Origin of the sequence: Sutterella sp. AM11-39 (genome assembly GCF_003472385.1) — a bacterium.
GTDB classification, from domain to species: Bacteria; Pseudomonadota; Gammaproteobacteria; order Burkholderiales; family Burkholderiaceae_F; genus Duodenibacillus; species Duodenibacillus intestinigallinarum.
Window position 1 is genome coordinate 46,373 of the sequence record NZ_QRLV01000008.1, and the last position, 20,975, is coordinate 67,347.

Genomic DNA, 20,975 nt, shown 5'->3' on the forward strand with positions numbered 1-20,975 from the left:
GTCACTCACCCCAGCGATTCTTAGCGAGTTCATCGCTTTCGCGGGCATCCACCCAACGGCCGCCCTGCGGGGTGACTTCCTTTTTCCAGAAGGGCGCTTCAGTCTTGAGCCAATCCATGATGAACTCGCTGGCTTCAAATGCTTCGCGGCGGTGTGCGGATGTCACGACCGTCAGAACAATGCGGTCACCCGCCTTGAGTTCCCCCACGCGATGAATGACCACCGCGTCTTCGATGTCCCAACGCTCACGTGCTTTTTCGACAATGCGCGCAAGACTCTTTTCGGTCATCTCCGGATAGTGCTCAAGGTGCATTGCCGTCACACCATCGTCGCTGCGCACAACGCCGGTGAAAGTCACCACGGCGCCCGCATTGCGTCCCTCTCGCTCGAGGGCAGCGATTTCCTCGGATACGTCGAAATCATCGTGACTGACACGAATCTTCGTAATGGGAGCCATGGCGTTAGCCTCCGGTTACGGGCGGAAAAAAAGCCACGACATCGCCATCCTTGACTTCCGCCGTCATCGGCGCCATTTCACCGTTGACAGCAGCGCGGATGCGTTTGACGGTTTCAAAGGCCGTACGGCGAGAAGGATCTTCGCAGAGCTTTTCGCGCACGTCGTTGACGGTCGCTGCGGCAGCTTCCAGTTCGATCGTTTCGCTGTCAACTGCCACGGCTTCGCGCAACAGCGCAAAGTATTTCACTTCAATTTTCACTTTTTATTCTTTACTTAAAGAGGTCCCCAAACGGGTAATAGAGCACCACGTCGCCCTTCTTCACGGTCGAGCCGGCGGGAATATCCACCAGACCGTCGGCCCAGGCGCAGCTCGTGAGCACCTGGCTGTTTTGCGTGTGGTAGAGATCGAGGCCGCCCTTGTCGTTGCGACGTACACGAACGAACTCTTCACGAGCGCCGGGTTTGGTCCAATCGAAATCCGCCCGAATCTGAGCTGGCATCGCCTGCACGTCCTTGCGTCCCTGAAGCTTCAGAAGATACGGACGCGCCAAGAGCAGGAACGTCACAAAACTCGACACGGGGTTGCCGGGAAGACCGATGAAAGGCTTGCCCAGCACTTCACCCAAGGCAACGGGTTTTCCGGGCTTCAACGCCACTCGCCACATGTCGATGCGACCGAGCGATTCGACGGCGGGCTTAATATGATCTTCCTCACCCACGCTCATGCCGCCGGAGCTGATGATGACGTCAGCCGTCTTGGCGGCGCGCTCAAACGCTTCGCGCGTGGCCTGCAGCGTATCGGGAATGCTGCCGAGGTCATAGACCTCGCAGTCAAGGCGCTTCAAAAGAGCGCGGATCGTATAGCGGTTGGAGTTGTAGATGCCGCCTTCGGGCAGAGGTTCACCCGGCGCCACCAGTTCGGAACCTGAAAAGAACACGCCGACGCGCAGATGACGGTAAACCTTGACGTAACCGCATCCGACGCTTGCCACAAGACCGAGCACGGCCGGTTCCAGCACACGGCCGGCTTCTGCAACCACGCTTCCCGAAGCAATGTCGCATGCGCGGCGACGCACCCACGTGCCGGGCACCACGGGCTTTGTGAAACGAATGGAGCCGTCTTCGTTGACGGTCACGTCTTCCTGAGCCACCACCGCATCAGCCTGAGCGGGAATCGGCGCACCGGTAAAGATACGAGCCGTCGTACCGCGACAGAGCGCCTGACCGGATGTGCCGGCAGGAATACGCTGCGAGACGGGCAGATCAACAGGCGTCTCGGACGAAGCTTTGGCAAGATCGTCGCTAAAGACCGCGTAGCCGTCCATCTGCGAATTGTCCCAGGCGGGAACGTCAATGGAACTCACTACGTCTTCGGCAAGAACACGGCCTTCGGCGTAGAGCGTCGGCACCGTTTCCGTGCCGACAGCCACACGAGCGTGGTTTAAAAAGAGTTGGAGCGCTTCGTTATAGGTGATCACGATTAGCCTTCAGAGAAACGACAAAATTGGCAACGGCAACGGGGTTGTTCACATCAAGTTTGGCGATGCCTTCAGGCAGAGCGAGCGAATCATCGTCGGTAGCAACTGCCACAACGCTTGATGTCAAGACGGGCGCTTGCAAACCGGCGTCCTTGCGATGCACCAGAATGTGCGGAATGTTTTCTTCGCTCTTATAGCCTTCGACGAGAACGATGTCGACCGGAGACAAGCGCGAAAGAATTTCCTTGAGCGACACCGGCTCTTCGGTCTCTCGCATCAGAGCCCAGCGTTGATCACTCACCAGAACCACTTCCTGAGCGCCGGCTTGGCGAAAGCGATAACTGTCTTTGCCCGGTACGTCAATATCGGTGCCGTGATGGCTGCTTTTGATCGCCGACACTTTGCGATCGCGCGAGATCAATGCCTCAAGCACTTTCTCAATCAGTGTGGTTTTGCCCGACCCTGAATGGCCGGTAAATCCGACAACCAACATGATTCTCCCCCATGTTTACCGGCCGGCCTATGAACAGGCGACCATTGATATGCACTGCGATTGTAGCGAAGCAAGCCGCATCTACGGCCTCTCGGGACGGTTCTGATGAGAAATTTTTCGTTTTTTTGCAGATGCAAAAAAGCCCCGCAAAGCAAATCACTTCACGAGGCTTTCCAAAGGCGGACGAGGCCGCCTTCATTTCGTGTGTCCGGCTGAAATTATTCAGCAGCAGCCTGCACGTTTTCCTTGCGGACGAGGAGTTCGCGGATGCGAGCAGCCTTGCCGGAACGTTCGCGCAGGTAGTAGAGCTTGGCACGACGCACATCGCCGCGGCGCTTGACTTCGATGGAAGCAATCGTCGGCGAGTAGAGCTGGAACGTACGTTCAACACCTTCGCCGCTCGAAATCTTACGAACGATGAAGGAGCTGTTGAGACCACGGTTGCGCTTGGCGATAACCACGCCTTCGTAGGCCTGAGTACGCTTGCGGGAACCTTCGATCACGTTCACGAGAACGTTGACGGTGTCGCCTGCGCGGAATTCAGGGATGGTCTTGCCAGCGGACAGGCGAGCGATCTCTTCCTGTTCCAGGGTGTGAATGATGTTCATTTTTAACTCCGTGACCATCATGCGGCGGCATCTTTTCAGTTGTTTCTGCAGCCGTCCAGAGGATGGAACCTTTATATGTCTCAAACGAGACGATTGACCAAAAAAGCGTTCCAAGGTGAGCAGAAAGCACCAAGGAACGCGTGATTATATTGAATTGATTAGGAAAATTCCACTCTTGCCAAAATTCATTTCTCAGCAAAGCCTCACTTCTCACCGAGGTGCTTGAGCTCGAGCATTGCTTCACGTATAGCCTCCGAGGAGGCCTCGTCGATCTGCCAGATCAGGCTTTTGCGAATCGTCGTCGACACCAGTTCGAGCCAACGCTCTAACTCCGTTCGATCACAACTTCTTTTTCTCAGACGAACGTTTGCGAAATAGATCTCCGCACACCATCGGTTGTGACGGTACTTGCCGCCTTTGGAGGATTTGTCGTAGTAGATGTAACCCTTTGGCATCCTGCGTCCCTGTGACACTTGCGCCAAAACCGCCACCTCCTTTGAAAAAAAAGCGGGACACACGCTCAAGTTAGTCTCTCGCGTATGCTCCCGCCCAAAGTTTCAAGCTTCGCCGCAAGGCTCATGCACGAGGCATGAACCCTGCGATGGCCAAAATGCTCTTCCGATTAGAAGAGATAGGAAGCCTTCAGGTTGAACGTATTGTTCGAACGACCGTCGTTGCCAAAGCCATACTTGTAGCTCAGGCCGAAGCGAACGGCGTCCGTACCGGCGTTCACGCCGATCGACGCGTTGTAGACGTTGTCGATGACGTCCACGTCGCCGATGATCGTTTCAACTTCGGTGTCGCCGATCTGCGGAGCAGCCGTGAAGTCGATTTCCGGAGCAACCTGCCAACCGGAAGCCGTTTCAAAGACGCCCTTGATCGTCACACCGATCGGCATTTCGATCACGTTCATCTTGTCCATGCTCAGACCGCGGTAGTCATCCACGTCAATGGATGCCCAACGGACACCGGCGTGCGGAACAACCTGCAGAACCTTGCCTTCGTATGCCTTCCAGTCGGCGCGAACACCGAGCGAGAAGACCGTGGAATCGAGCGACTCGGAAGCAGAAGCACCTGCAACAGAACCGCCGATATCGTTGTCAAGCCACAGGTAGGACATATCGCCCGTGAAGGTCAAACCGCCAAAGTCCTTGCCGGCGTACACGGACAGACCCCAGAAGTCGGAATCGGTCGAGTACTTGGAAACGGAATCTTCGCTGTCGCCGTCGCCGCTACCGATCGAGAGAGCAGCACCGACGCGAGCGCCTTCACCGAAGCCGAAGTCAACGCCGAGCATGCCGCCGTAGATATCGGAGCTGTAGCCGGAATCACCGTAGAGCGAATCGGACTCGTTGGAGCCGTAGAAGACATCAGCCCAAACACCGAGGCCCTTCTTGGCATCCAGATTACGCTGGATCAACGCGTTGGAAATCAATTCCATCGAGTCGTAGGCCATGTTGTAGGTACCGGCCGTAACAGGAGCAACCATGTATTCCTTAGTTGCACGGACACCGTCGTTCGTGAGCTTCTGGTCGTTGCCTTCCCCAACAACGAATCCGGAGGAAGAGCTACCGATAGCAGCAAGAACCTTCTGGTTGTCACGGTTTGCACCCTCAGCAAGCACACTGCCGAGAGCTCCCCTGAGGTCTGCATCCGTGGTTACGTCGTCATTGATGGATACAACAAGATCCGTGCGTTCGGACGTGCCGGCTTCAGGATCAGCTGCAACGTCTTTGAATTGCACATCCAAGAATGCATTTGAAGACTTAAAGACTGCCTTGGTATTTCCGGGGGCTTCCAGCGTGCCATCAACCCAAGTCAGTGTCTTGGTGGAATAAAGATTTGCCAAAACACCCGTGCCTTTAGGATTGAATACCACCTTCTCAGCCTGGAAGACAACATCTCCAGAGGAGAAGGCATCCATATTGACAACGGTAACCACATCGCTACCTACAGCAATACCTTTGCCACGCGGACCAACCTGGCCAATCTCGATGTAACCGGTGTCTCCAACACTAACGGTCTTGTCCACATAGAAGCCATTTAAGGCTTCTGTGTCTTCGCCGAACTTGCCGTCGTTGATAGCACCGCGCAATGCTTCTCCTGCAGCATGATTCGTCGTCAGGATGTTATCGTTGCCACTGGCGCCACCAATGATCACCTTACCATTGACTTGGGGTTGATCAACGTCGGCACGTGCATTGGGATTCTGTGGAGGAACGGTACCCAGAACCAACGTAGCATCTTTCGTCAAAGTAACATCAGATTCAATCAGTCCAACCTTCAGGACACCCGCATCAACTGTCGTGGTACCTTCACCGGACAAAGTCTGGACATCCAAACCACCCGTAACGGTTGCATTGGCATCGGCATTCAACAAAATGTTCTGAGCGGTGTAATTACCCATAACATTCAGCGTACCCGAGACCTCGAGCGTCTCAACGTTGACGTTGCCGGAAGAAGACGCTGACGAACCAAGTTGAACATCCGTCGCCTTGACGGCGTTAACCTTGGATTCAGGATCGAAGTGGAAGATGTCCGAACCATTGCCCTCAAGCGTCAAGAGCTTGCCTTCGCCAGCACCGGAAACCGAGGCAGTTTCGGAGTTACCGAAATTAATGCTGCCGAGAGTGGTTTCGTCCGTAACCGTGAAGGAGCCATTTCCAGCCTGACCCACTTGATCAGCAAGGTAGAAACCGCTGGCCTTGGTATCGGTCAGATCTTCGCCCTCAAGGTTAAGCGTTCCTTCGGACAGAGAAACTTGCATTCCTTCGCCAAACAGGTCCTGGATTTGCTTCAACCGTTCGAGAGTGTAGCTTTCCGTGAAACCGGTAAGGTCCAATACGCCAGTACCGCCAACAAGGTCAATATTGCTGTCCTCTGGGGTCCAACCTTGTCCGTCTTCCGTACGATTGAAAAAGTTCTTGTAGTCGAGCTTCAGGATGCCATCGTTTGTCAAAGCACCCTCGGCTGCACCACCGGCAGTCAACGATCCATTAATGTTCAGTGAGCCACCGTTTTCAACAGTAACCTTGCCTTCATTGTTCTCCTTACCTGCGGAGAATGCGAGATCAGTGACGTTAAGTTCCCCGCCTTGAACATTAACGGTACCCTTCTTTGCTACTTCCAAAGTCGAGTAGGTGTACGAACCCGAGACGATGTTCAACGTACCAGAAGTCGCTGCCGTGCCAACCTTGAGCTTATCCTGATAATTTGAACCGGCAACCCAAAGCTCGCCACCGTTGAGGTTGTAGACAGATTCAAAGGCCAGCAATAACGTGTGATGCGGAGTCACACCTTCTTGATTGTGCTCCTGATCCTCGGTGCCACCAGCATTCAGATCCTGAATATTAAAAATGCCGTCTTCATTGACAGTGACATTCTTAAACTCGTTGTCATCCTGCCAAATGGATGCATTGAGGCGACCATCATCAATGTTAACCTGACCATAAGTCGAAGCATTACCGTTCTTGAGGGTAATGTTTGCACCATTACGAATATCAAGTTCCAGATCTTCTGCTTCCGAATCAAGGTCGATCGTATCTACTGCACCGTCAGCTATAAGTTTCGAGTCCTCCACGGTGTTCGAGAAATGGATTTTTCCGAGAACCTTGGAAGTCGAGCCAAGAATTACCGTGGCACGATCTGCATCACCCTTAACTTCGATAGCAGAAGCATTTTCACCTTCTGCAGAGATCGTGCCATTGTTTTCGAACGTGTTGTCACTGGTATTGATCAAAACGCCGTGACCAAAGATGAGGTTGTCGCGTACTTCTGTGATTTCACCAACATTGATCGTGCCATTGTTAACTGCAGTCGAGCCCGAAGCTCCACCAAGTTCAATACCGGCCCCCTGATCTAAAACGGTGATCGTACCGTTAACGCCATTCTCGATGTGACTGGCAACACCCGTCTCAACAGTCATGCCATAGGCATTCTTAGCGACAATGTCACCCTCGTTGACGACAGTAGCACCGCCCCCGGCCATCATGCCTTTTTGGGACCAGGACTTAGCGTCTTTACCGGCCTGGATATAAATCTTGCCGGTATTGGTCAACTTAACGCCCGTTCCTTTGGCGTTCAACGCGTGAGACTGAGTACCACTACCAGTTGCCGTTACCCAAATTTCCTTCCCCTCGATGACGTGATCACCTTCGGTGGAAATCGATACAAAACCAGTCTTACCTTCACTCTGAACATAGTTGTACTGGCTCTGCGTCAAGTCCTCAACTGTCTTATAGCGATCCGTGGTCTCTTCAATCCCCTCAGGATCGGCCCAGCCCTGAGCCATAACCGTACCCATTGCGAGTGCGGCCGCTGCGGCGATCACAATCTTGGCAGCCTTTTTGTGGGGAGTTGCAGCTGCTTCGCTGGCAACAACCATCGTGCCGCGAACCTTGCTGAACACAACTTTAAACGTCCGATTCATTCGTAACTCCTTGGTTAGGTTGGACTAAAGTTGTGCAACAGGCTACCCCCCCCGTTTGCCGTTTGTCAAGATGTTCTCAGGAAAACGCCAACTGTGGTATCCGTCCCACAATCAGGACAATTTCAATTAAGTAGCTGATTTTTAAAGAGTTTTTGATTTGTTTGGAAATAAACGCCCGTGTCGCTGATGCTTTTTTGCAACGCAAAAAAGCGGCTTTCCTGCTATTTTTCTGACGTCAGCGACAAGAGGATTTTTTCGTCGTTCTTGGTCAAAAGCCCTTGCGACCTAGCTTTCCCAATGAGCTCTGGTCTGTTTTTAACCGTTGCTTCCAGACTCTTTTCACGACGCCACTTTTCGATGTTGGCATGGTGTCCCGTGAGCAACACATCAGGCACACGCATGCCGTGCCACTCTTCGGGGCGGGTGTAGTGCGGCGCGTCCAGAAGCCCCGTTGAAAACGACTCGTCAGAGGCCGACAAATCCTTGATTGCGCCAGGCAGCTGACGCACGATGGCGTCAATCAATGCGCAGGCGGCCAGTTCTGCTCCTGAAAGCACAAAGTCACCCAGACTGATGAGTTCATCAACACAAGTGTTCAGGAAACGCTCGTCAATGCCCTCGTAACGACCGCAAATCAGCACCAGCTGCAAATCGTCACACGTGGAAAACGCGCGTACGCGTGCGTCCGTCAAATGCGCTGCCGACGGAGCAAAAGCGAGCACGCGGCCGTTGTTGCCCGAAGCGCGAATGCACTGCAGCGTTTGATACAGCGGTTCGGCCATCATCACCATGCCGGGACCGCCCCCGAAAGGACGATCGTCAACGGTGCGATGCACGTCGGTCGTCACATCGCGCGGATTCCAGAAATGCACGTTCCAGAGTCCCCGTTTCATGGCTCGGGACGTGATGCCGAAATCTTTCACCGCCGTGAAGATTTCCGGGAAAAGCGTAATGACGTCAAAGCGCGCTGCCACGATTCAATTTCCTCGTTAAATCCAGGACGGATCCCAATCGACGCGCACGACGCCTTCATCGAGATCCACTTCCAGCACGTATTGCTCGACGTCGGGAATCAGGTACACGGCGTCCTTGCCGTTCACCTTCGGACCACCTTCGACCTTGAAGATGTCCTGCACGGTGTTGGTACCGATTTCGGTCACGCGTCCGAGTTCAACGCCTTGCTGATTGACGACGGGCAGCCCGATCACGTCTGCAGCCCACACTTCGCCTTCGCCGGCTTCCGGGAAGTCTTCACGCAGCACGCCGATGCGGCCGCGCAAAGCATCGGCGTCTTCCTTGTTGAGAACGCCAGTGATGCGGGCAATGAGCATCTGGCCGTGAACCTTGAGTTCCTCGACTTCGAGCGTCTTGGTGTTGCCGCGGATGTCAGTCAGGAACCAGCGCTTGGTCGCGGCAAGAATTTCCGGTTCTTCAAAAGGCACCACGCGAACCCAGCCGCGTACGCCGTAAGCGCCGTTGGTACGGCCCACTGTCAGGATTTTGTTGTCGGACATAAAACCAAAATCGGAAATTAAAAAAGCGGCCTCTCCGTTTTCCGGAAAGACCGCCTTCGGCGTTGGTGAGACGTCACTATTCTTGATCAGGAAACCGCCGGGTACTGCGAGTTAGATACCGAACCCATCTCAAAGAGGATAGCCGTCGGCGCATTCGGGTGTGCTTGGACACGAGAGGCACGGCACCGAAGCAGCGAGGTTCGCAGGCAGTCCGTCTGACGGTCGGGTTAATTTTCCTTCGTTTGAAAGTTCCGTCTTACGTCGTCTTGTCGCTGATTAGGCGGCAGCCTTCTTGGCACCCTTGAGGATGCGGGCGACGGTGTCGCTCATCTGAGCGCCGTTCTTGACCCAGTGAGCCACGCGTTCTTCATTGAACGTCAGGCGCTGCGGGCCTTCGGCGATCATCGGGTTGTAGAAGCCCAGACGTTCGTTGAAGCGGCCGTCACGACGATTGCGGGAATCGGTCACGACGATGTTGTAGAAGGGACGCTTCTTGGAGCCCGAGCGGGACAGACGAATGATAACCATTGTATTTTTCCTCTTTTAAATCAATGCGCCCGTACCAGGCGCTTTCAAAATTTGCCGTCTTGCCAACCGGCAAGTACGGGACGCAAAACCGCCGCACGCAGCCGCTTTGCGAAAGGCGCAATTTTACGCGCAAATTTCCTAAAAAATCAAGCCTTAGAAGAGAGATCCAGTCTCTCCGATCGCCAATTCCCGCGCGGTCTCGGTTTCGGTCGTTTTTTCTTTTGCATCAGACACTTGCTCAGATTGCCCGACACCCGGTCCGATCATCTGCAAGAAGCGCGCTTCGTCAATTACAGTCACTCCGAGCGCCTGCGCTTTTTCCAACTTGCTTCCGGCAGCCTCTCCGGCCAAAACGTAATCGGTTTTCTTGGAAACGGATCCCGAAACCTTGCCGCCCAACGACAGGATCATGTCTTTGGCCTTGTCTCGCGAAAGCGTCGGAAGCGTTCCGGTGAGCACGAACGTTTTTCCGGCGACCTCGGGATTGACCTGCACTTCTTCCTGTTTCCAGTGAACCCCCTCGGCAATGAGTTCGTCCACCACGGCGTTGTTGTGCGGCTCATCGAAAAACGCGCGGATTGACTCCGCGAGAACCTCGCCCACATCATGCACCTGCATGAGGTCTTCGACCGTGGCGCTGCGCAAGGCGTCGAGCGTTCTGAAAAAGAGCGCCAAATCGCGGGCGCTTGCTTCGCCCACGTGACGAATGCCAAGCGCAAACACAAAGCGCGCAAGCGTCGTTTCCTTGCTCTTTTCGATTGCTTCGATGAGATTGGCGGCGCTCTTTTGCCCCATGCGTTCGAGTTCCGTCAGCTGCTCCACCGTCAATCGATAAATGTCGGCCGGCGTCTTGAGGAGCTCTTTTTCAACGAGCATGTCGACCATCTTTTCGCCCAGCCCATCGATACCCATGGCACGGCGCTGCGCAAAGTGCACCAAAGAGAGCTTTCGCTGCGCGGGACAAACCAGTCCGCCCGTGCACCGCGAATCCTTCTCCTCCTCGTCACGCACCACGGCAGAGCCGCAGATTGGGCAGACGGACGGCATGACGAAGGGCTGTGCGTTTTCCGGGCGCTTGTCGATCACCACACGCACAATTTCCGGAATCACATCTCCGGCGCGGCGCACCACAACCGTATCCCCGATCAAAAGCCCCAATTCCTTGATGTGGTCTTCATTGTGCAGCGTAGCGTTACTCACGGTCACGCCGCCTACAAAGACGGGTACAAGACGCGCCACCGGCGTCACGCGTCCCGTGCGTCCGACCTGAACATCAATGGCCTGCACAACCGACAACGCTTCTTCAGGAGGATATTTGTGCGCGCAGGCCCAACGCGGTTCACGGGCCACGAATCCGAGTGCTCTCTGCTGGCTGTACGAGTCGACCTTGTAGACGACGCCATCGATTTCAAACGGCAGTTCAGCGCGGTGCGCCAACACGTCGCGATGAAACTCGGCAAGCGCCTGCGCGCCGCGAACCGTGCGGCGCTGTTCGGCTACCGGAAAGCCCAGCTCTGTGAGCTTTGCAAAAAGTTCGGTCATGGACTGAGCGAATTCTGCGTCGCTCACCTCCCCCGTACCGTAGGCGTAGAAATGAAGCGGACGCTGCGCCGTGATGCGGCTGTCAAGCTGACGCAAGGCACCGGCTGCGGCATTGCGGGGATTGACGAACGTTTTTTCTCCAAGTTCCTTTTGCTTTTCGTTGAGCTTTTCAAAGTCATCTTTGTGCATGATGACTTCGCCGCGCACCTCGAGCACTGCGGGCGCAAGCTTCGGATCGATTCGCAGCGGAATGGAACGAATCGTGCGGGCATTGGCCGTCACATCTTCGCCAAAGGTTCCGTCACCACGCGTCTGCGCGCCCACGAGAACGCCGTTTTCGTATCGAAGATTAACGGCAAGCCCGTCAAACTTGAGTTCCGCGTCATAGACAATCGCCGCGTCCGTTTCGTTGAGCCCCAATTCCTTGCGCACGCGCTCGTCAAAGGCCAGAGCGCCCTCATCTGTGAAATCCGTTTCGGTTCGGATGGAAAGCATGGGCACTGCGTGACGCACCTTGGTGAGATCGCTGCGTACCTCTCCGCCCACACGCAAGGTCGGGGACGTAGCCGACTTCAACTGCGGATAGCGTTCTTCGAGCTCGCTCAAAGCCCGGAAAATTCGGTCGTACTCGGCGTCCGGCACGGACGGGTTGTCCAATACGTAATACTCGTAATTCCACCGATCCAACAGCTCGGCGTACTGTTGCATGCGTGTGCGCACTTCTGCGTCGGGCCCATCAAAACGGTCGTCCGTCACGGTCTTGTTTCCTTTTTTCAACTTGAAAAAGCCTCCGGAGCAAGCGGCGCCGGAGGCTCTTTGTACCGCAAAATCCTCGGCCGTCAGTCAGCCGAGAAAATCAGGCAGGCACGGCGGGAACCGGCGGGAACGCCATGCTCGGCCATGGTGTTGTGCATGCCCTTGAGAGCCGACTCGATGCGGCTTGCAGCGCGCGAGCCAATCGGATTGCCCGAAGCATCCGTCATCACGGCGTCGATTCGGCAGCAAAGATCGTTGGCAATCGCAAAGAACTGGCTCAGGGGATCGGAAGCGGGCGCCATCAGCGGCACTTCGAACGAAAGCTCGATTTCGTTGCCGAGTGCCTGCGGGGGCAGGATATGGAAGACAGCCGTCGAAATACCGGGCACGTACCTCTGATATCGATCGCTTTCCTTCACGAAGCCGCAAGCCTTGGCCGCAGCGTCGAGCTCTTCCTCTCCGATGTCCTTGGCGGCCACGAGCTTAACGCACAGGCGCTTGTCAAAGGCCTGAATGATGCGCTGGATGCGCTCGGCGCCCTGAATCATTTCGTTGGAGTCGGGCGTTTCGGATTCTCCCTTGAGTTCGATTGCGAACTGCTCGGCATGAATCATGAATTTCGAAGCCGTCGGCTGATCGACGCAGCGCGAACGATTGGCAAGCAGCATCGAAAGATAAATCTGCGTGCACTCGGTCACGCGATCGGCGCCGTCGTACCACAGGCCGCTGACCTTGTCGAAGCACTGAACGCGCACGAGATCCTTCAGAAGAGGTTCAGCCTCAATATCGGCAATGCGCTGCTTGAGCAGGCGAATATCGAAAGAACCGTCAAGCGGCGTGATGTTGATCACGGCTTCTACCGCCGGATCCACTTCCGGCTTGCGGCGCTGAACGGTCGGCGCGCGCAGGGCATCCTGGGACACAACCGGTTGCGCAACGGGTTCAGCCGGCTGCTGAACCGGCACCGAAACGGTTTCTTCGAGCGGCTGAGTGGAAACCGCGGCAGCAGCTCCTGCCGCAGCCTCAGGGTCTTCATCGGCAGCCGTAAGTACCGGCACCGACTCCTCGTCAACGGATGCATTGTCGGAAAGAGCGCCTGCATTGCGTTTGTCGCCCGCGGCTTTCTTGAGCAGATTGTCGCCAACTTCCTGTGCGTGCTTGTCTTTCTTATGCTGGAAGTACCAGACGACACCAATGACAATCGCAATGAAAATAGCTATGTACAGGGGTTCAATATTAGGCATGCGCCTGACTCCGTTAACGTTTGAACAATCGGAAATTGTAGTGCAAGAGACCGTTTTATTGGGCTGCCATCTCGGAGGCCTGCTCCACATCCACTGATACGACACGAGAAACGCCGGGCTCTTTCATGGTAACGCCGACCAGGGTTCGCAAATGCTCCATCGTGACTCGGTGATGCGTAATCATCATGAACTGCGTGTTGCTGCTCATCTGCAGGATGCGACGGGCCAGTCGATCCTGATTGGCTTCATCGAGCGGTGCGTCGACTTCGTCAAGCAAACAGAAGGGAGCCGGGTTGAGTTTGAAGATGGCAAAGACGAGCGCCGTGGCCGTCATTGCCTGCTCTCCGCCCGAAAGCAGTTTGACGCTGGCGTTTTTCTTGCCCGGCGGCTGAGCCGACACCTCGACGCCCGCTTCCAGAATCTCTTCGCCGCTCATCCGCAGTTCGGCACTGCCGCCGCCGAAAAGCCCCGTAAACATCTCCCGGAAGTTCTTGTTGACCTCCGTAAATGTGGTGCGCAACAGCTCTCGGGTTTCGGCATCGATCTTGCGAATCGTTGCTTCCAGGTTGGCGATGGCTTCTTCCAAGTCCGCCACCTGTCGTTCGGTTTCTTCCATCGCGCGGCGGCTTTCCTGAAGGTTCTCAAGCGCGGCATGGTTGACCGCTCCCAGCGCGGCAATGGCTTCGTTTAGGCGCGAAACGCGGCTCTTGAGCGTGGACGCGCGCAACCCCTCTTCCTGCACCTGCAACGCCAGCGCCTGACGATCGGCCTGAGCGGCATCCAAGTGCTCGGTAAAGACCGCGCTTTGCGTAATCCAGCTTTCTCGGCGCACCTTGAGGTCCGCGATTTCCTGCAGCAACGGCGTCTGGGCGGCGTTCAAATCCGCATTGCGGGTGCGTGCGGCTTCAAGTTCCTCTTCGGCTCGGGCGCACTCAGCCTCGGCCGCCTTGTGCGCTTCGTTTTTGCCGTTGAGTTCCTCAAGCACGCGCGACAGCCCCTCGCGTTGGGCAGTCTCGTCCAGGCTTTCGCGGCGAGCGGCCAGTTCTTCCATATGCGCCGTCAGATTTTCAATTTCCTCGTCGGCTCCGCTCTGTCGCTCCTTCGCATCGCGCACGCGTTCCTGATTGGTCTGCAACTGCACGCGCATGAGTTCGATCTGACTTTCCAGACTTCTGACTTTTTCCGTCAGAGCCGACGAAGCGTGTTCAGCCTCTTCAAGCGCCACCTTGGCGTCAAGCGTCTTTTGTTGAACCTCTGCAAGCGTCTGATCAGCTTGCTCGAACGCCGCATCCGTCTCTTCCTGCTGCGCCATGAGTTCTTCGTGACGCATTTTCAGTTCGGCTTCCTGATCGGCCGTTCGACGGCTCTTTTCACGCCAGGCATCAATGGCGGCGGACAGTGCCGAATATTCGACCTGCAGCATGTGCAGCTCGTTGCGGCTTGCATCGGCCGCGCGGCTCGTTTCGGCAGCCTGCGCTTGAGCCACTTTCAGGGCCCCCTGCTGAGCCACCAGTTTTTCGTCAATCGCATCGAGCTCATCGCGCTCGCGTGTGGACTGTTCCGAAAGCGTGCGAATTTCGGCCGCCCGAGACATGACGCCGGCACTTTCGCTCTCCTCAGCCCAGAAGCTGATCGAAATCGCGTCAACAATATGGCCCTTTGGCGTGACAAAACGCTCGCCACGGGCAAGTTCCGAGCGTCGAGCCACCGCCTCATCGAGCGTATCGGTGACATAAACGCCGGCAAGCCATTCCTCGAGCGCCCCTTTTACCTTAGGGTCGTCCGAGGCGACTTTTTCGGCAAGCGGTTTGGCAAGCTTAGGCAGAGATGCCGTCTGCCCCTTGGGCTCACCGTAAAACACGAGGCGCGCGGGAGGCGGATCGTATTCAAAACCGGCCGCTCGTTCGAGAACGCTCATGTTGAGCGCCCCTGCTTTGGCGCTTAACACCGCTTCGAGCGCCACGGCCCAACCGTCTTCAACCGTAATCTTTTCGAAAAGACGCGCGGCTTGGGAGAGTCCCATTTTGCCGAGCCATGCCGGAAGCTTGCCTTCGGCCTGAGACTTTTGCTGCAGCGCTTCAAGCGCCTGCAGTCGAGCTACGGTACGGGCGTGAATCGCACTCAGGCGTTCCTTTTGAGCACGGGTCTCATCGTTGGCGTTGCGAGACAACTCAAGCTCGGTCTTTTTTTCCTCAACCGTTGCCGTCAGTTCTTCAAACTGCGCCTGCGTCTCTTCAATCAGCGCCGAAAGCTCGGCAAAGCGCTCTTCATCGGGCGCCTGCCCCGATCGGCGCTCGGCTTCGATCGCTTCCAGCCGCGCTTCAACGTCGTTTAATTCACGCGTCAAAGCCTGCATCTGGACGTTTAGAACTTCCATTCGCTTTTCATGTGCGGCAGCATCCTGTCGGGCCTTTTCGTAAGCCTCTTTTTTCTCCTCGCATTCCTGCTGAAGTTCCAGTGCGCTTTCCTGAGCGGCCGCACACTCTTCGGTCATGGCCTCAGCGTTTTCGCGCAGTTCCTGCTCCTTGGCGGCGAGTTCGGCCAACCGACTCAAAGCGGTATCCCGTTCGTTGCGGCGTCGTGCAATGCTCTCTGCCGCATTGGCGATTTCGCGGGCAAGCGAATCCTTTTCCGTAATGATGCGTGCAATCGCCCCTTCGAGTTCAGTGACGCGGGCATTGGCCTGCCAAGCCGCTTCGCGCGCCTTGTCAGCCGCTTCGCGCCTAACGCGGGCCTCTTCCTTTAAAGCATCAATCTGCGTTGTAAGTTTTTGCAGTTCGCCTCTTCCCTGCAGCAAATCGGCTTCACGCGCCGCAATCTGCGCGTTGACCTTATTGACCGCCGCTCCCGCATCTTGCTCCTGCAGGAAGTACCACAAGAGTTCCGCCGTATCCCTTTGGCCGGTGAGTTCCTTCCATCGAGCGGCCACTTCGGCTTCGGCCGTCAGGCGCTCGATTTCGGTACGCTTCGTCTCCTGCAGGTAGCTGACCTTCTCAAGATTGTTGCGCGTACCGGCCAGCGCCGTTTCGGTTTCACGGCGACGATCCTTGTACTTGCTCACGCCGGCGGCTTCTTCCAGATACACGCGCAGCTCCTCAGGCTTGGCCTTGATGAAGTTGCTGATCATGCCCTGGCTGATAATCGCGTAGGAGCGGGGCCCCAGGCCGGTGCCCATGAAGATGTCCTGCACGTCGCGGCGGCGCACCTGCTGATTGTTGATGAGGTACGCATTGCTGCCGTCGCGCGTGACGACGCGCTTGACGGAAAGCTCCGTATAGCGCCCCCAGGCCCCCTTGATCGTGCCGTCGGAGTTGTCGAGCACCAGTTCGACCGAAGCGCGGGAAGATGCCGGACGATTCACCGAACCCGAAAAAATGAGTTCGCTCATGGACGTCGAGCCGCGCAATTCGGAGACGCGCGCTTCGCCCAGCACCCAGCGGATGGCGTCAATCACATTGGATTTGCCGCAGCCATTGGGGCCGACAATACCGGCCACCGCCCCCGGAAATTCGATGACGGTGGTATCGGCAAAGCTCTTGAAGCCGGAAATGCGAAGCTGTTTTAGACGCACGGTTTGTTAAGTGAAAAAGGATGCCAACAAAAAAGAAAGCGCCTGAAAAAGAAACATGCGGCGCTTGTGTTCGGATTGTACCGTCACCGCGCATTTTCAAGGCAAAAGCCACCTTATAATTTTTTGGATGTGCCCGCGCCGTTTTTCACTAAGGCCTCTTCTTTTACAAAGGATTCTCCCGTGCCCAATCCCGGACTTTCTCGCACCCGCCCCTACCCTTTTGCCCGACTGCGCAAACTCTTCGAGGGAATTGTTCCGGCCGAAGGCAAACTCAAGCCGATTTCGCTCGGCATCGGCGAACCCTGTCATCCGATTCCTCAGTGCATTGGCGAAGCGATTGCTCAGAACATTTCGCTCATGAGCTCCTACCCGGGCACGGCAGGCAACCCTGCCCTGCGTGAAGCCATCAGCGCCTGGTGCGAACGCCGCTACGGGCTGGCCCCGGATCCCGCGACCGAAATCCTGCCGGTGCTCGGCACCCGCGAAGCCCTTTTCAGTCTGGTCCAATGCCTTGTCGACCCGACCGTCAAAGGCGGCGCCAAAGTCGTGATGCCCGTTCCCTTCTATCAGATCTACGAAGGCGCAACGTTTCTGGCCGGAGCCGATCCCGTGTACTTGCCGCTGACGCGCGAAAACGGCTACAAACTCGATTTGTCCGTATTGAGTCCCGAAACACTTTCTCAAACTCAGCTTGTCTACATATGCTCTCCGGGCAACCCGACGGGATCCGTCTTTGATTTGGACGACTGGAAAAAACTCTTTGCTCTTTCGGATCAATACGGTTTTGTCATAGCAAGCGACGAGTGCTACAGCGAAATTTATTTCGAAGAAGGCAACGCTCCGATCGGCGCCATGACGGCGGCCAAAGCCTGCGGCCGAACCGATCTGAAAAACATCATCGTATTAAACAGCCTTTCCAAGCGCAGCAATGCGCCGGGTCTGCGCAGTGGCTTTGTGGCCGGTGACCGCTCGCTCATCGCCTCTTACCTTCTTTACCGCACCTATCACGGCTCGGCCATGAACCCGATGATTCAGGCCGCTTCAATTGCTGCCTGGAACGACGAGGCGCACGTCGTGGAAAACCGCCGTCTGTATCGTGAAAAATTTGCCGTCGCGCAACCCATTCTGAACTCTGTGATTGACGCGCCCATGCCGCAGGCTAGCTTCTACCTCTGGGCCAACGTCGGTGAAGACGATGAAGTCTTTGCTCGCGAACTCTATCGTCAGACGGGTGTCACGGTGCTGCCGGGCTCCTACCTGTCGCGTAACGTGACACTTGCCGACGGCTCAACCATGAACCCGGGCGCAGGCTACGTGCGCATCGCACTGGTTGCCGAGCCCGAGCGCATCGGCGAAGCGGCAGAGCGCATCCGCAACTTTGCTCTATCGCGCAAGTGACCTATCATCCGTAAAACCGATTTTTTAACAAACGGCGCGCAGGGAGGCTCGGTACGCGAGCAAGTGCGCCAACCTTTGAAAGGAACACAAGAAATGACTCAGGAACTTACCTCCATTATCGAATCCGCATGGGACAGCCGCGATCAGTGGAATGCCGAAACGATCGCTACCGATCAGCGTGAAGCCATCATGAGCGTGCTCGCGGGCCTGAACAACGGCTCGATGCGCGTGGCAGAAAAGACCGCCGAAGGGTGGCTTACGAACCAGTGGATCAAGAAGGCAGTTCTTCTGAGTTTCCGTCTGATGCCCAACGAAGTGATGAAGGCCGGTCCCTTTACCTGGTACGACAAGCTGCCCGTGAAGTTCCACGACAACGACGGCCAGAAGATTTCCGAGTCCGGCATCCGCGCCATCCCCGGCGCCATCGCCCGCTACGGCTCCTTCATTGAACCGGGCGCCGTGCTGATGCCCTCCTTCGTAAACGTCGGCGCACGCGTGGGCTCTGGCACGATGGTCGATACGTGGGCCACCGTGGGCTCCTGCGCTCAGGTCGGCAAGAACTGCCACCTCTCGGGCGGCGTTGGCATCGGCGGCGTTCTCGAACCCGTGCAGGCCGGCCCCACGATCATTGAGGACAACTGCTTCATCGGCGCGCGCAGCGAAATCGTCGAAGGCGTGGTCGTCGAAGAAAACTCCGTGATTTCCATGGGCGTTTTCATCGGTCAGTCAACCAAGATCTACGACCGCACAACGGGCGAAGTCCTGCGCGGCCGTGTGCCGGCCGGTTCCGTGGTCGTCCCGGGCTCGTTGCCGAGCAAGGACGGCACTTACAACCTCAACTGCGCCGTCATCGTCAAGCGCGTCGATGCCAAGACCCGCTCCAAGACCTCCATCAACGATCTGCTGCGCGACTGATCGGTCATGCCCGTCATTGATCTAGCCCAAAAGCTGCTTGCCCGCCCCTCGGTCACGCCCGACGAAGCAGGATGCATGGCCGTTTTGCAAGCAGCGCTTGAGCCCTCGGGTTTTGCGTTTGAAATCGAACGCACGCCCAACGGCACCACCAACGCCTGGATCACGCACGGCAACGGCGCGCCCCTATTCGTCTTTGCCGGACACGTTGATGTGGTTCCGGCAGGCGATCCTGCCCTATGGACAACGCCTCCTTTTGAGCCGACCGTGCGAGATGGCAAGCTCTACGCCCGCGGCGCAGCCGACATGAAAGGATCTGTTGCGGCAGCCGCCGTTGCCTTTGCGCGTCTGGTTCAGGAAAAACCGGATCATCCGGGAACGCTTGCTTTTCTGATCACTTCTGACGAAGAAGGCGACGGATATGAAGGTACCAAACGTGTGGTACAAAAGCTCAAAGATGAAGGTGTGACGATTGACGCCTGCATCGTTGGCGAACCCTCTTGCTCGAGGTTTTTCGGTGACACGATCAAAAACGGTCGTCGGGGTTCTCTAAACGGAAAAATCACGATTCGGGGCAAGGCCGGACACGTCGCCTACCCGCATCTGGCGCGCAACCCCATTCACGAAGCTGCACCGTTTTTTGCCGAACTCGCTGCTAAGCAATGGGATCAGGGCAACGACTACTTCGGTCCGACCACCTTCCAGATTTCCAACATTCAGGCCGGCGTTGGCGCCGTCAATGTGGTCCCCGGAGAACTCACGGCGCTCTTTAACATTCGATTCAACACCGAGTGGACGGCTGAGCGCCTCATCAAGACCATCGAGGATCTTGCCGCCAAATACACAATTGACGCGCGCTTTGAATGGAAGCGCAGCGCCGAACCGTTTGTAACGAATCCGGGCAGCATGACGCAAAAGCTGACACAGGCCATTGCCGACGTCACGGGGGTGAGGCCCGAACTTTCAACCAGCGGCGGTACCTCGGACGCGCGCTTTATCAGCAGCATCAGCCGCGAAACCGTAGAATTCGGGCCTATCAACGCAACGATTCACAGCGTCAACGAATGTGCGGGCATCGACGAACTCGAAGCGCTCGCCGAAATCTACTACCGCACCGCTAAAGCGTATTTGGAGAACTTCTGATGTCTCATCATCAATATCCGACCGAACTGCACACCGTCTGCGACGTGGTTCGCTGGGCCATGAGCGAGATGGAGCGCTTTGACGTGAGTCTCGGGCACGGCACGGCCGACTACTGGGAAGAAGCCACTTTTCTTGTGCTGCGCACCCTCAAGCTTCCGTTTGACCGCCTCGAAGCCTTCTGGAATGCGCACCTCACGCAGGACGAGCTCTGGGAAGTTCTGAAAAACATCGAGTCTCGCGTGCACAACAAGGTCCCCGCGCCGTATCTCGTGCACGAGGCCTGGCTCACCGAACACCCCTTCTATGTGGACGAGCGCGTGCTGATTCCGCGCAGCTACATTGCCGAACTTCTTGAAGAAGGGCTCGAGCCTTGGGTTGAGCCTGAAAACGTACACACGGTGTTGGACATGTGCACCGGCAGCGGTTGCCTTGCGATCCTCGCGCAGATGGCATTTTCCAAAGCGCAGGTCACGGGCGCCGACATCAGTGCCGATGCACTCGAAGTCGCCAAAATCAACCGCTCGAAGTACGGCCTTGACGACACGCTGGAACTTGTCCAGACCGACATCTTCTCGCATCTGGGCAAGCGCAAGTTCGACCTCATCATCTCCAATCCTCCATACGTGACGCAACAAGCCATGGAAGAGCTCCCTGCCGAATACCGTCACGAACCGGCGCTGGCTCTGGAAGCCGGAGACGACGGAATGGACTTCATGCGCCGCTTCATGCCCGCGCTCAAAGAACACCTGACGGAAAACGGCGTAGCCATCGTTGAAATCGGAGACGGCCGCGAAGCGTTCGAGGCTATCTGGCCCGAACTGCCCGTCACGTGGCTTTCGACCGAAGAAGAAGAAGACATGGTCTTTGCCGTGCGCGCCGAAGACCTTCAGCACCTGTAAGCC

At 56.5% G+C, this 20,975-nt stretch carries 17 protein-coding genes; 4 read left to right on the forward strand and 13 right to left on the reverse strand.

Annotated features, from left to right (window positions below; translation table 11 throughout):
- Position 1: 1 nt before the first annotated feature.
- The 13 genes from moaE to smc all read right to left on the reverse strand — a co-directional run bounded on the left by moaE (position 2) and on the right by smc (position 16,620).
- On the reverse strand, positions 2–457 hold the full coding sequence (gene moaE, locus DW133_RS07430) for a molybdopterin synthase catalytic subunit MoaE (RefSeq protein ID WP_118276022.1): 456 nt from the start codon (positions 455–457) through the stop codon (positions 2–4).
- Positions 458–461: 4 nt separating this feature from the next.
- Positions 462–716: a molybdopterin converting factor subunit 1 gene (gene moaD / locus DW133_RS07435; RefSeq protein WP_118276023.1), complete on the reverse strand. Its 255-nt coding sequence runs from the start codon at positions 714–716 to the stop codon at positions 462–464.
- A 10-nt stretch (positions 717–726) separates the two neighbouring features.
- A complete protein-coding gene (gene glp / locus DW133_RS07440; RefSeq protein ID WP_118276024.1) occupies positions 727–1,935 on the reverse strand; it encodes a gephyrin-like molybdotransferase Glp in 1,209 nt (402 codons plus the stop codon).
- Positions 1,922–2,428 carry a molybdopterin-guanine dinucleotide biosynthesis protein B gene (gene mobB / locus DW133_RS07445; protein ID WP_118276025.1) on the reverse strand — a complete coding sequence of 169 codons (507 nt, stop codon included), beginning with the start codon at positions 2,426–2,428 and terminating at the stop codon, positions 1,922–1,924. The genes glp and mobB overlap by 14 nt, the downstream gene beginning before the upstream one ends.
- Before the next feature lie 218 nt (positions 2,429–2,646).
- Positions 2,647–3,036, reverse strand: a complete 390-nt coding sequence (gene rplS, locus DW133_RS07450; protein WP_118276026.1) for a 50S ribosomal protein L19 — start codon at positions 3,034–3,036, stop codon at positions 2,647–2,649.
- Between the two features lie 203 nt (positions 3,037–3,239).
- Positions 3,240–3,491 carry a hypothetical protein gene (locus DW133_RS07455; protein WP_118276027.1) on the reverse strand — a complete coding sequence of 84 codons (252 nt, stop codon included), beginning with the start codon at positions 3,489–3,491 and terminating at the stop codon, positions 3,240–3,242.
- 167 nt (positions 3,492–3,658) lie between these two features.
- Positions 3,659–7,465 (reverse strand): autotransporter domain-containing protein, encoded by a 3,807-nt coding sequence (locus DW133_RS07460; RefSeq protein WP_118276028.1) that lies wholly within the window; start codon positions 7,463–7,465, stop codon positions 3,659–3,661.
- A 221-nt stretch (positions 7,466–7,686) separates the two neighbouring features.
- On the reverse strand, positions 7,687–8,439 hold the full coding sequence (gene trmD, locus DW133_RS07465; RefSeq protein WP_118276029.1) for a tRNA (guanosine(37)-N1)-methyltransferase TrmD: 753 nt from the start codon (positions 8,437–8,439) through the stop codon (positions 7,687–7,689).
- A gap of 15 nt (positions 8,440–8,454) precedes the next feature.
- Positions 8,455–8,979 (reverse strand): ribosome maturation factor RimM, encoded by a 525-nt coding sequence (gene rimM / locus DW133_RS07470; protein WP_118276030.1) that lies wholly within the window; start codon positions 8,977–8,979, stop codon positions 8,455–8,457.
- Between the two features lie 276 nt (positions 8,980–9,255).
- Positions 9,256–9,507 carry a 30S ribosomal protein S16 gene (gene rpsP, locus DW133_RS07475; protein ID WP_118276031.1) on the reverse strand — a complete coding sequence of 84 codons (252 nt, stop codon included), beginning with the start codon at positions 9,505–9,507 and terminating at the stop codon, positions 9,256–9,258.
- Positions 9,508–9,660: 153 nt separating this feature from the next.
- A complete protein-coding gene (ligA, locus tag DW133_RS07480) occupies positions 9,661–11,805 on the reverse strand; it encodes an NAD-dependent DNA ligase LigA (RefSeq protein WP_369907945.1) in 2,145 nt (714 codons plus the stop codon).
- 83 nt (positions 11,806–11,888) lie between these two features.
- Positions 11,889–13,049 (reverse strand): hypothetical protein, encoded by a 1,161-nt coding sequence (locus DW133_RS07485; RefSeq protein WP_118276032.1) that lies wholly within the window; start codon positions 13,047–13,049, stop codon positions 11,889–11,891.
- A gap of 55 nt (positions 13,050–13,104) precedes the next feature.
- Entirely contained in the window at positions 13,105–16,620 is a 3,516-nt protein-coding gene (smc, locus tag DW133_RS07490) for a chromosome segregation protein SMC (RefSeq protein WP_118276033.1), read from the reverse strand.
- A 180-nt stretch (positions 16,621–16,800) separates the two neighbouring features.
- On the opposite strand from smc, the gene dapC reads away from it, so the two are divergent.
- The 4 genes from dapC to prmB all read left to right on the forward strand — a co-directional run bounded on the left by dapC (position 16,801) and on the right by prmB (position 20,972).
- Positions 16,801–18,018, forward strand: a complete 1,218-nt coding sequence (gene dapC, locus DW133_RS07495; protein ID WP_118276064.1) for a succinyldiaminopimelate transaminase — start codon at positions 16,801–16,803, stop codon at positions 18,016–18,018.
- Between the two features lie 93 nt (positions 18,019–18,111).
- A complete protein-coding gene (gene dapD, locus DW133_RS07500) occupies positions 18,112–18,933 on the forward strand; it encodes a 2,3,4,5-tetrahydropyridine-2,6-dicarboxylate N-succinyltransferase (RefSeq protein WP_118276034.1) in 822 nt (273 codons plus the stop codon).
- A gap of 6 nt (positions 18,934–18,939) precedes the next feature.
- Positions 18,940–20,073: a succinyl-diaminopimelate desuccinylase gene (gene dapE / locus DW133_RS07505; RefSeq protein WP_118276035.1), complete on the forward strand. Its 1,134-nt coding sequence runs from the start codon at positions 18,940–18,942 to the stop codon at positions 20,071–20,073.
- Positions 20,073–20,972, forward strand: coding sequence for a 50S ribosomal protein L3 N(5)-glutamine methyltransferase (gene prmB / locus DW133_RS07510; RefSeq protein WP_118276036.1), 900 nt, complete (start codon positions 20,073–20,075; stop codon positions 20,970–20,972). The genes dapE and prmB overlap by 1 nt, the downstream gene beginning before the upstream one ends.
- The last annotated feature ends 3 nt before the right edge of the window (positions 20,973–20,975 follow it).

Bases quoted from the DNA above. Each gene is read 5' to 3' on its own strand.
- moaE (WP_118276022.1), bottom strand. From the start codon at position 457: ATGGCTCCCATTACGAAGATTCGTGTCAGTCACGATGATTTCGACGTA.
- mobB (WP_118276025.1), bottom strand. From the start codon at position 2,428: ATGTTGGTTGTCGGATTTACCGGCCATTCAGGGTCGGGCAAAACCACA.
- rplS (WP_118276026.1), bottom strand. From the start codon at position 3,036: ATGAACATCATTCACACCCTGGAACAGGAAGAGATCGCTCGCCTGTCC.
- DW133_RS07455 (WP_118276027.1), bottom strand. From the start codon at position 3,491: ATGCCAAAGGGTTACATCTACTACGACAAATCCTCCAAAGGCGGCAAG.
- DW133_RS07460 (WP_118276028.1), bottom strand. From the start codon at position 7,465: ATGAATCGGACGTTTAAAGTTGTGTTCAGCAAGGTTCGCGGCACGATG.
- rimM (WP_118276030.1), bottom strand. From the start codon at position 8,979: ATGTCCGACAACAAAATCCTGACAGTGGGCCGTACCAACGGCGCTTAC.
- rpsP (WP_118276031.1), bottom strand. From the start codon at position 9,507: ATGGTTATCATTCGTCTGTCCCGCTCGGGCTCCAAGAAGCGTCCCTTC.
- DW133_RS07485 (WP_118276032.1), bottom strand. From the start codon at position 13,049: ATGCCTAATATTGAACCCCTGTACATAGCTATTTTCATTGCGATTGTC.
- dapD (WP_118276034.1), top strand. From the start codon at position 18,112: ATGACTCAGGAACTTACCTCCATTATCGAATCCGCATGGGACAGCCGC.
- dapE (WP_118276035.1), top strand. From the start codon at position 18,940: ATGCCCGTCATTGATCTAGCCCAAAAGCTGCTTGCCCGCCCCTCGGTC.
- prmB (WP_118276036.1), top strand. From the start codon at position 20,073: ATGTCTCATCATCAATATCCGACCGAACTGCACACCGTCTGCGACGTG.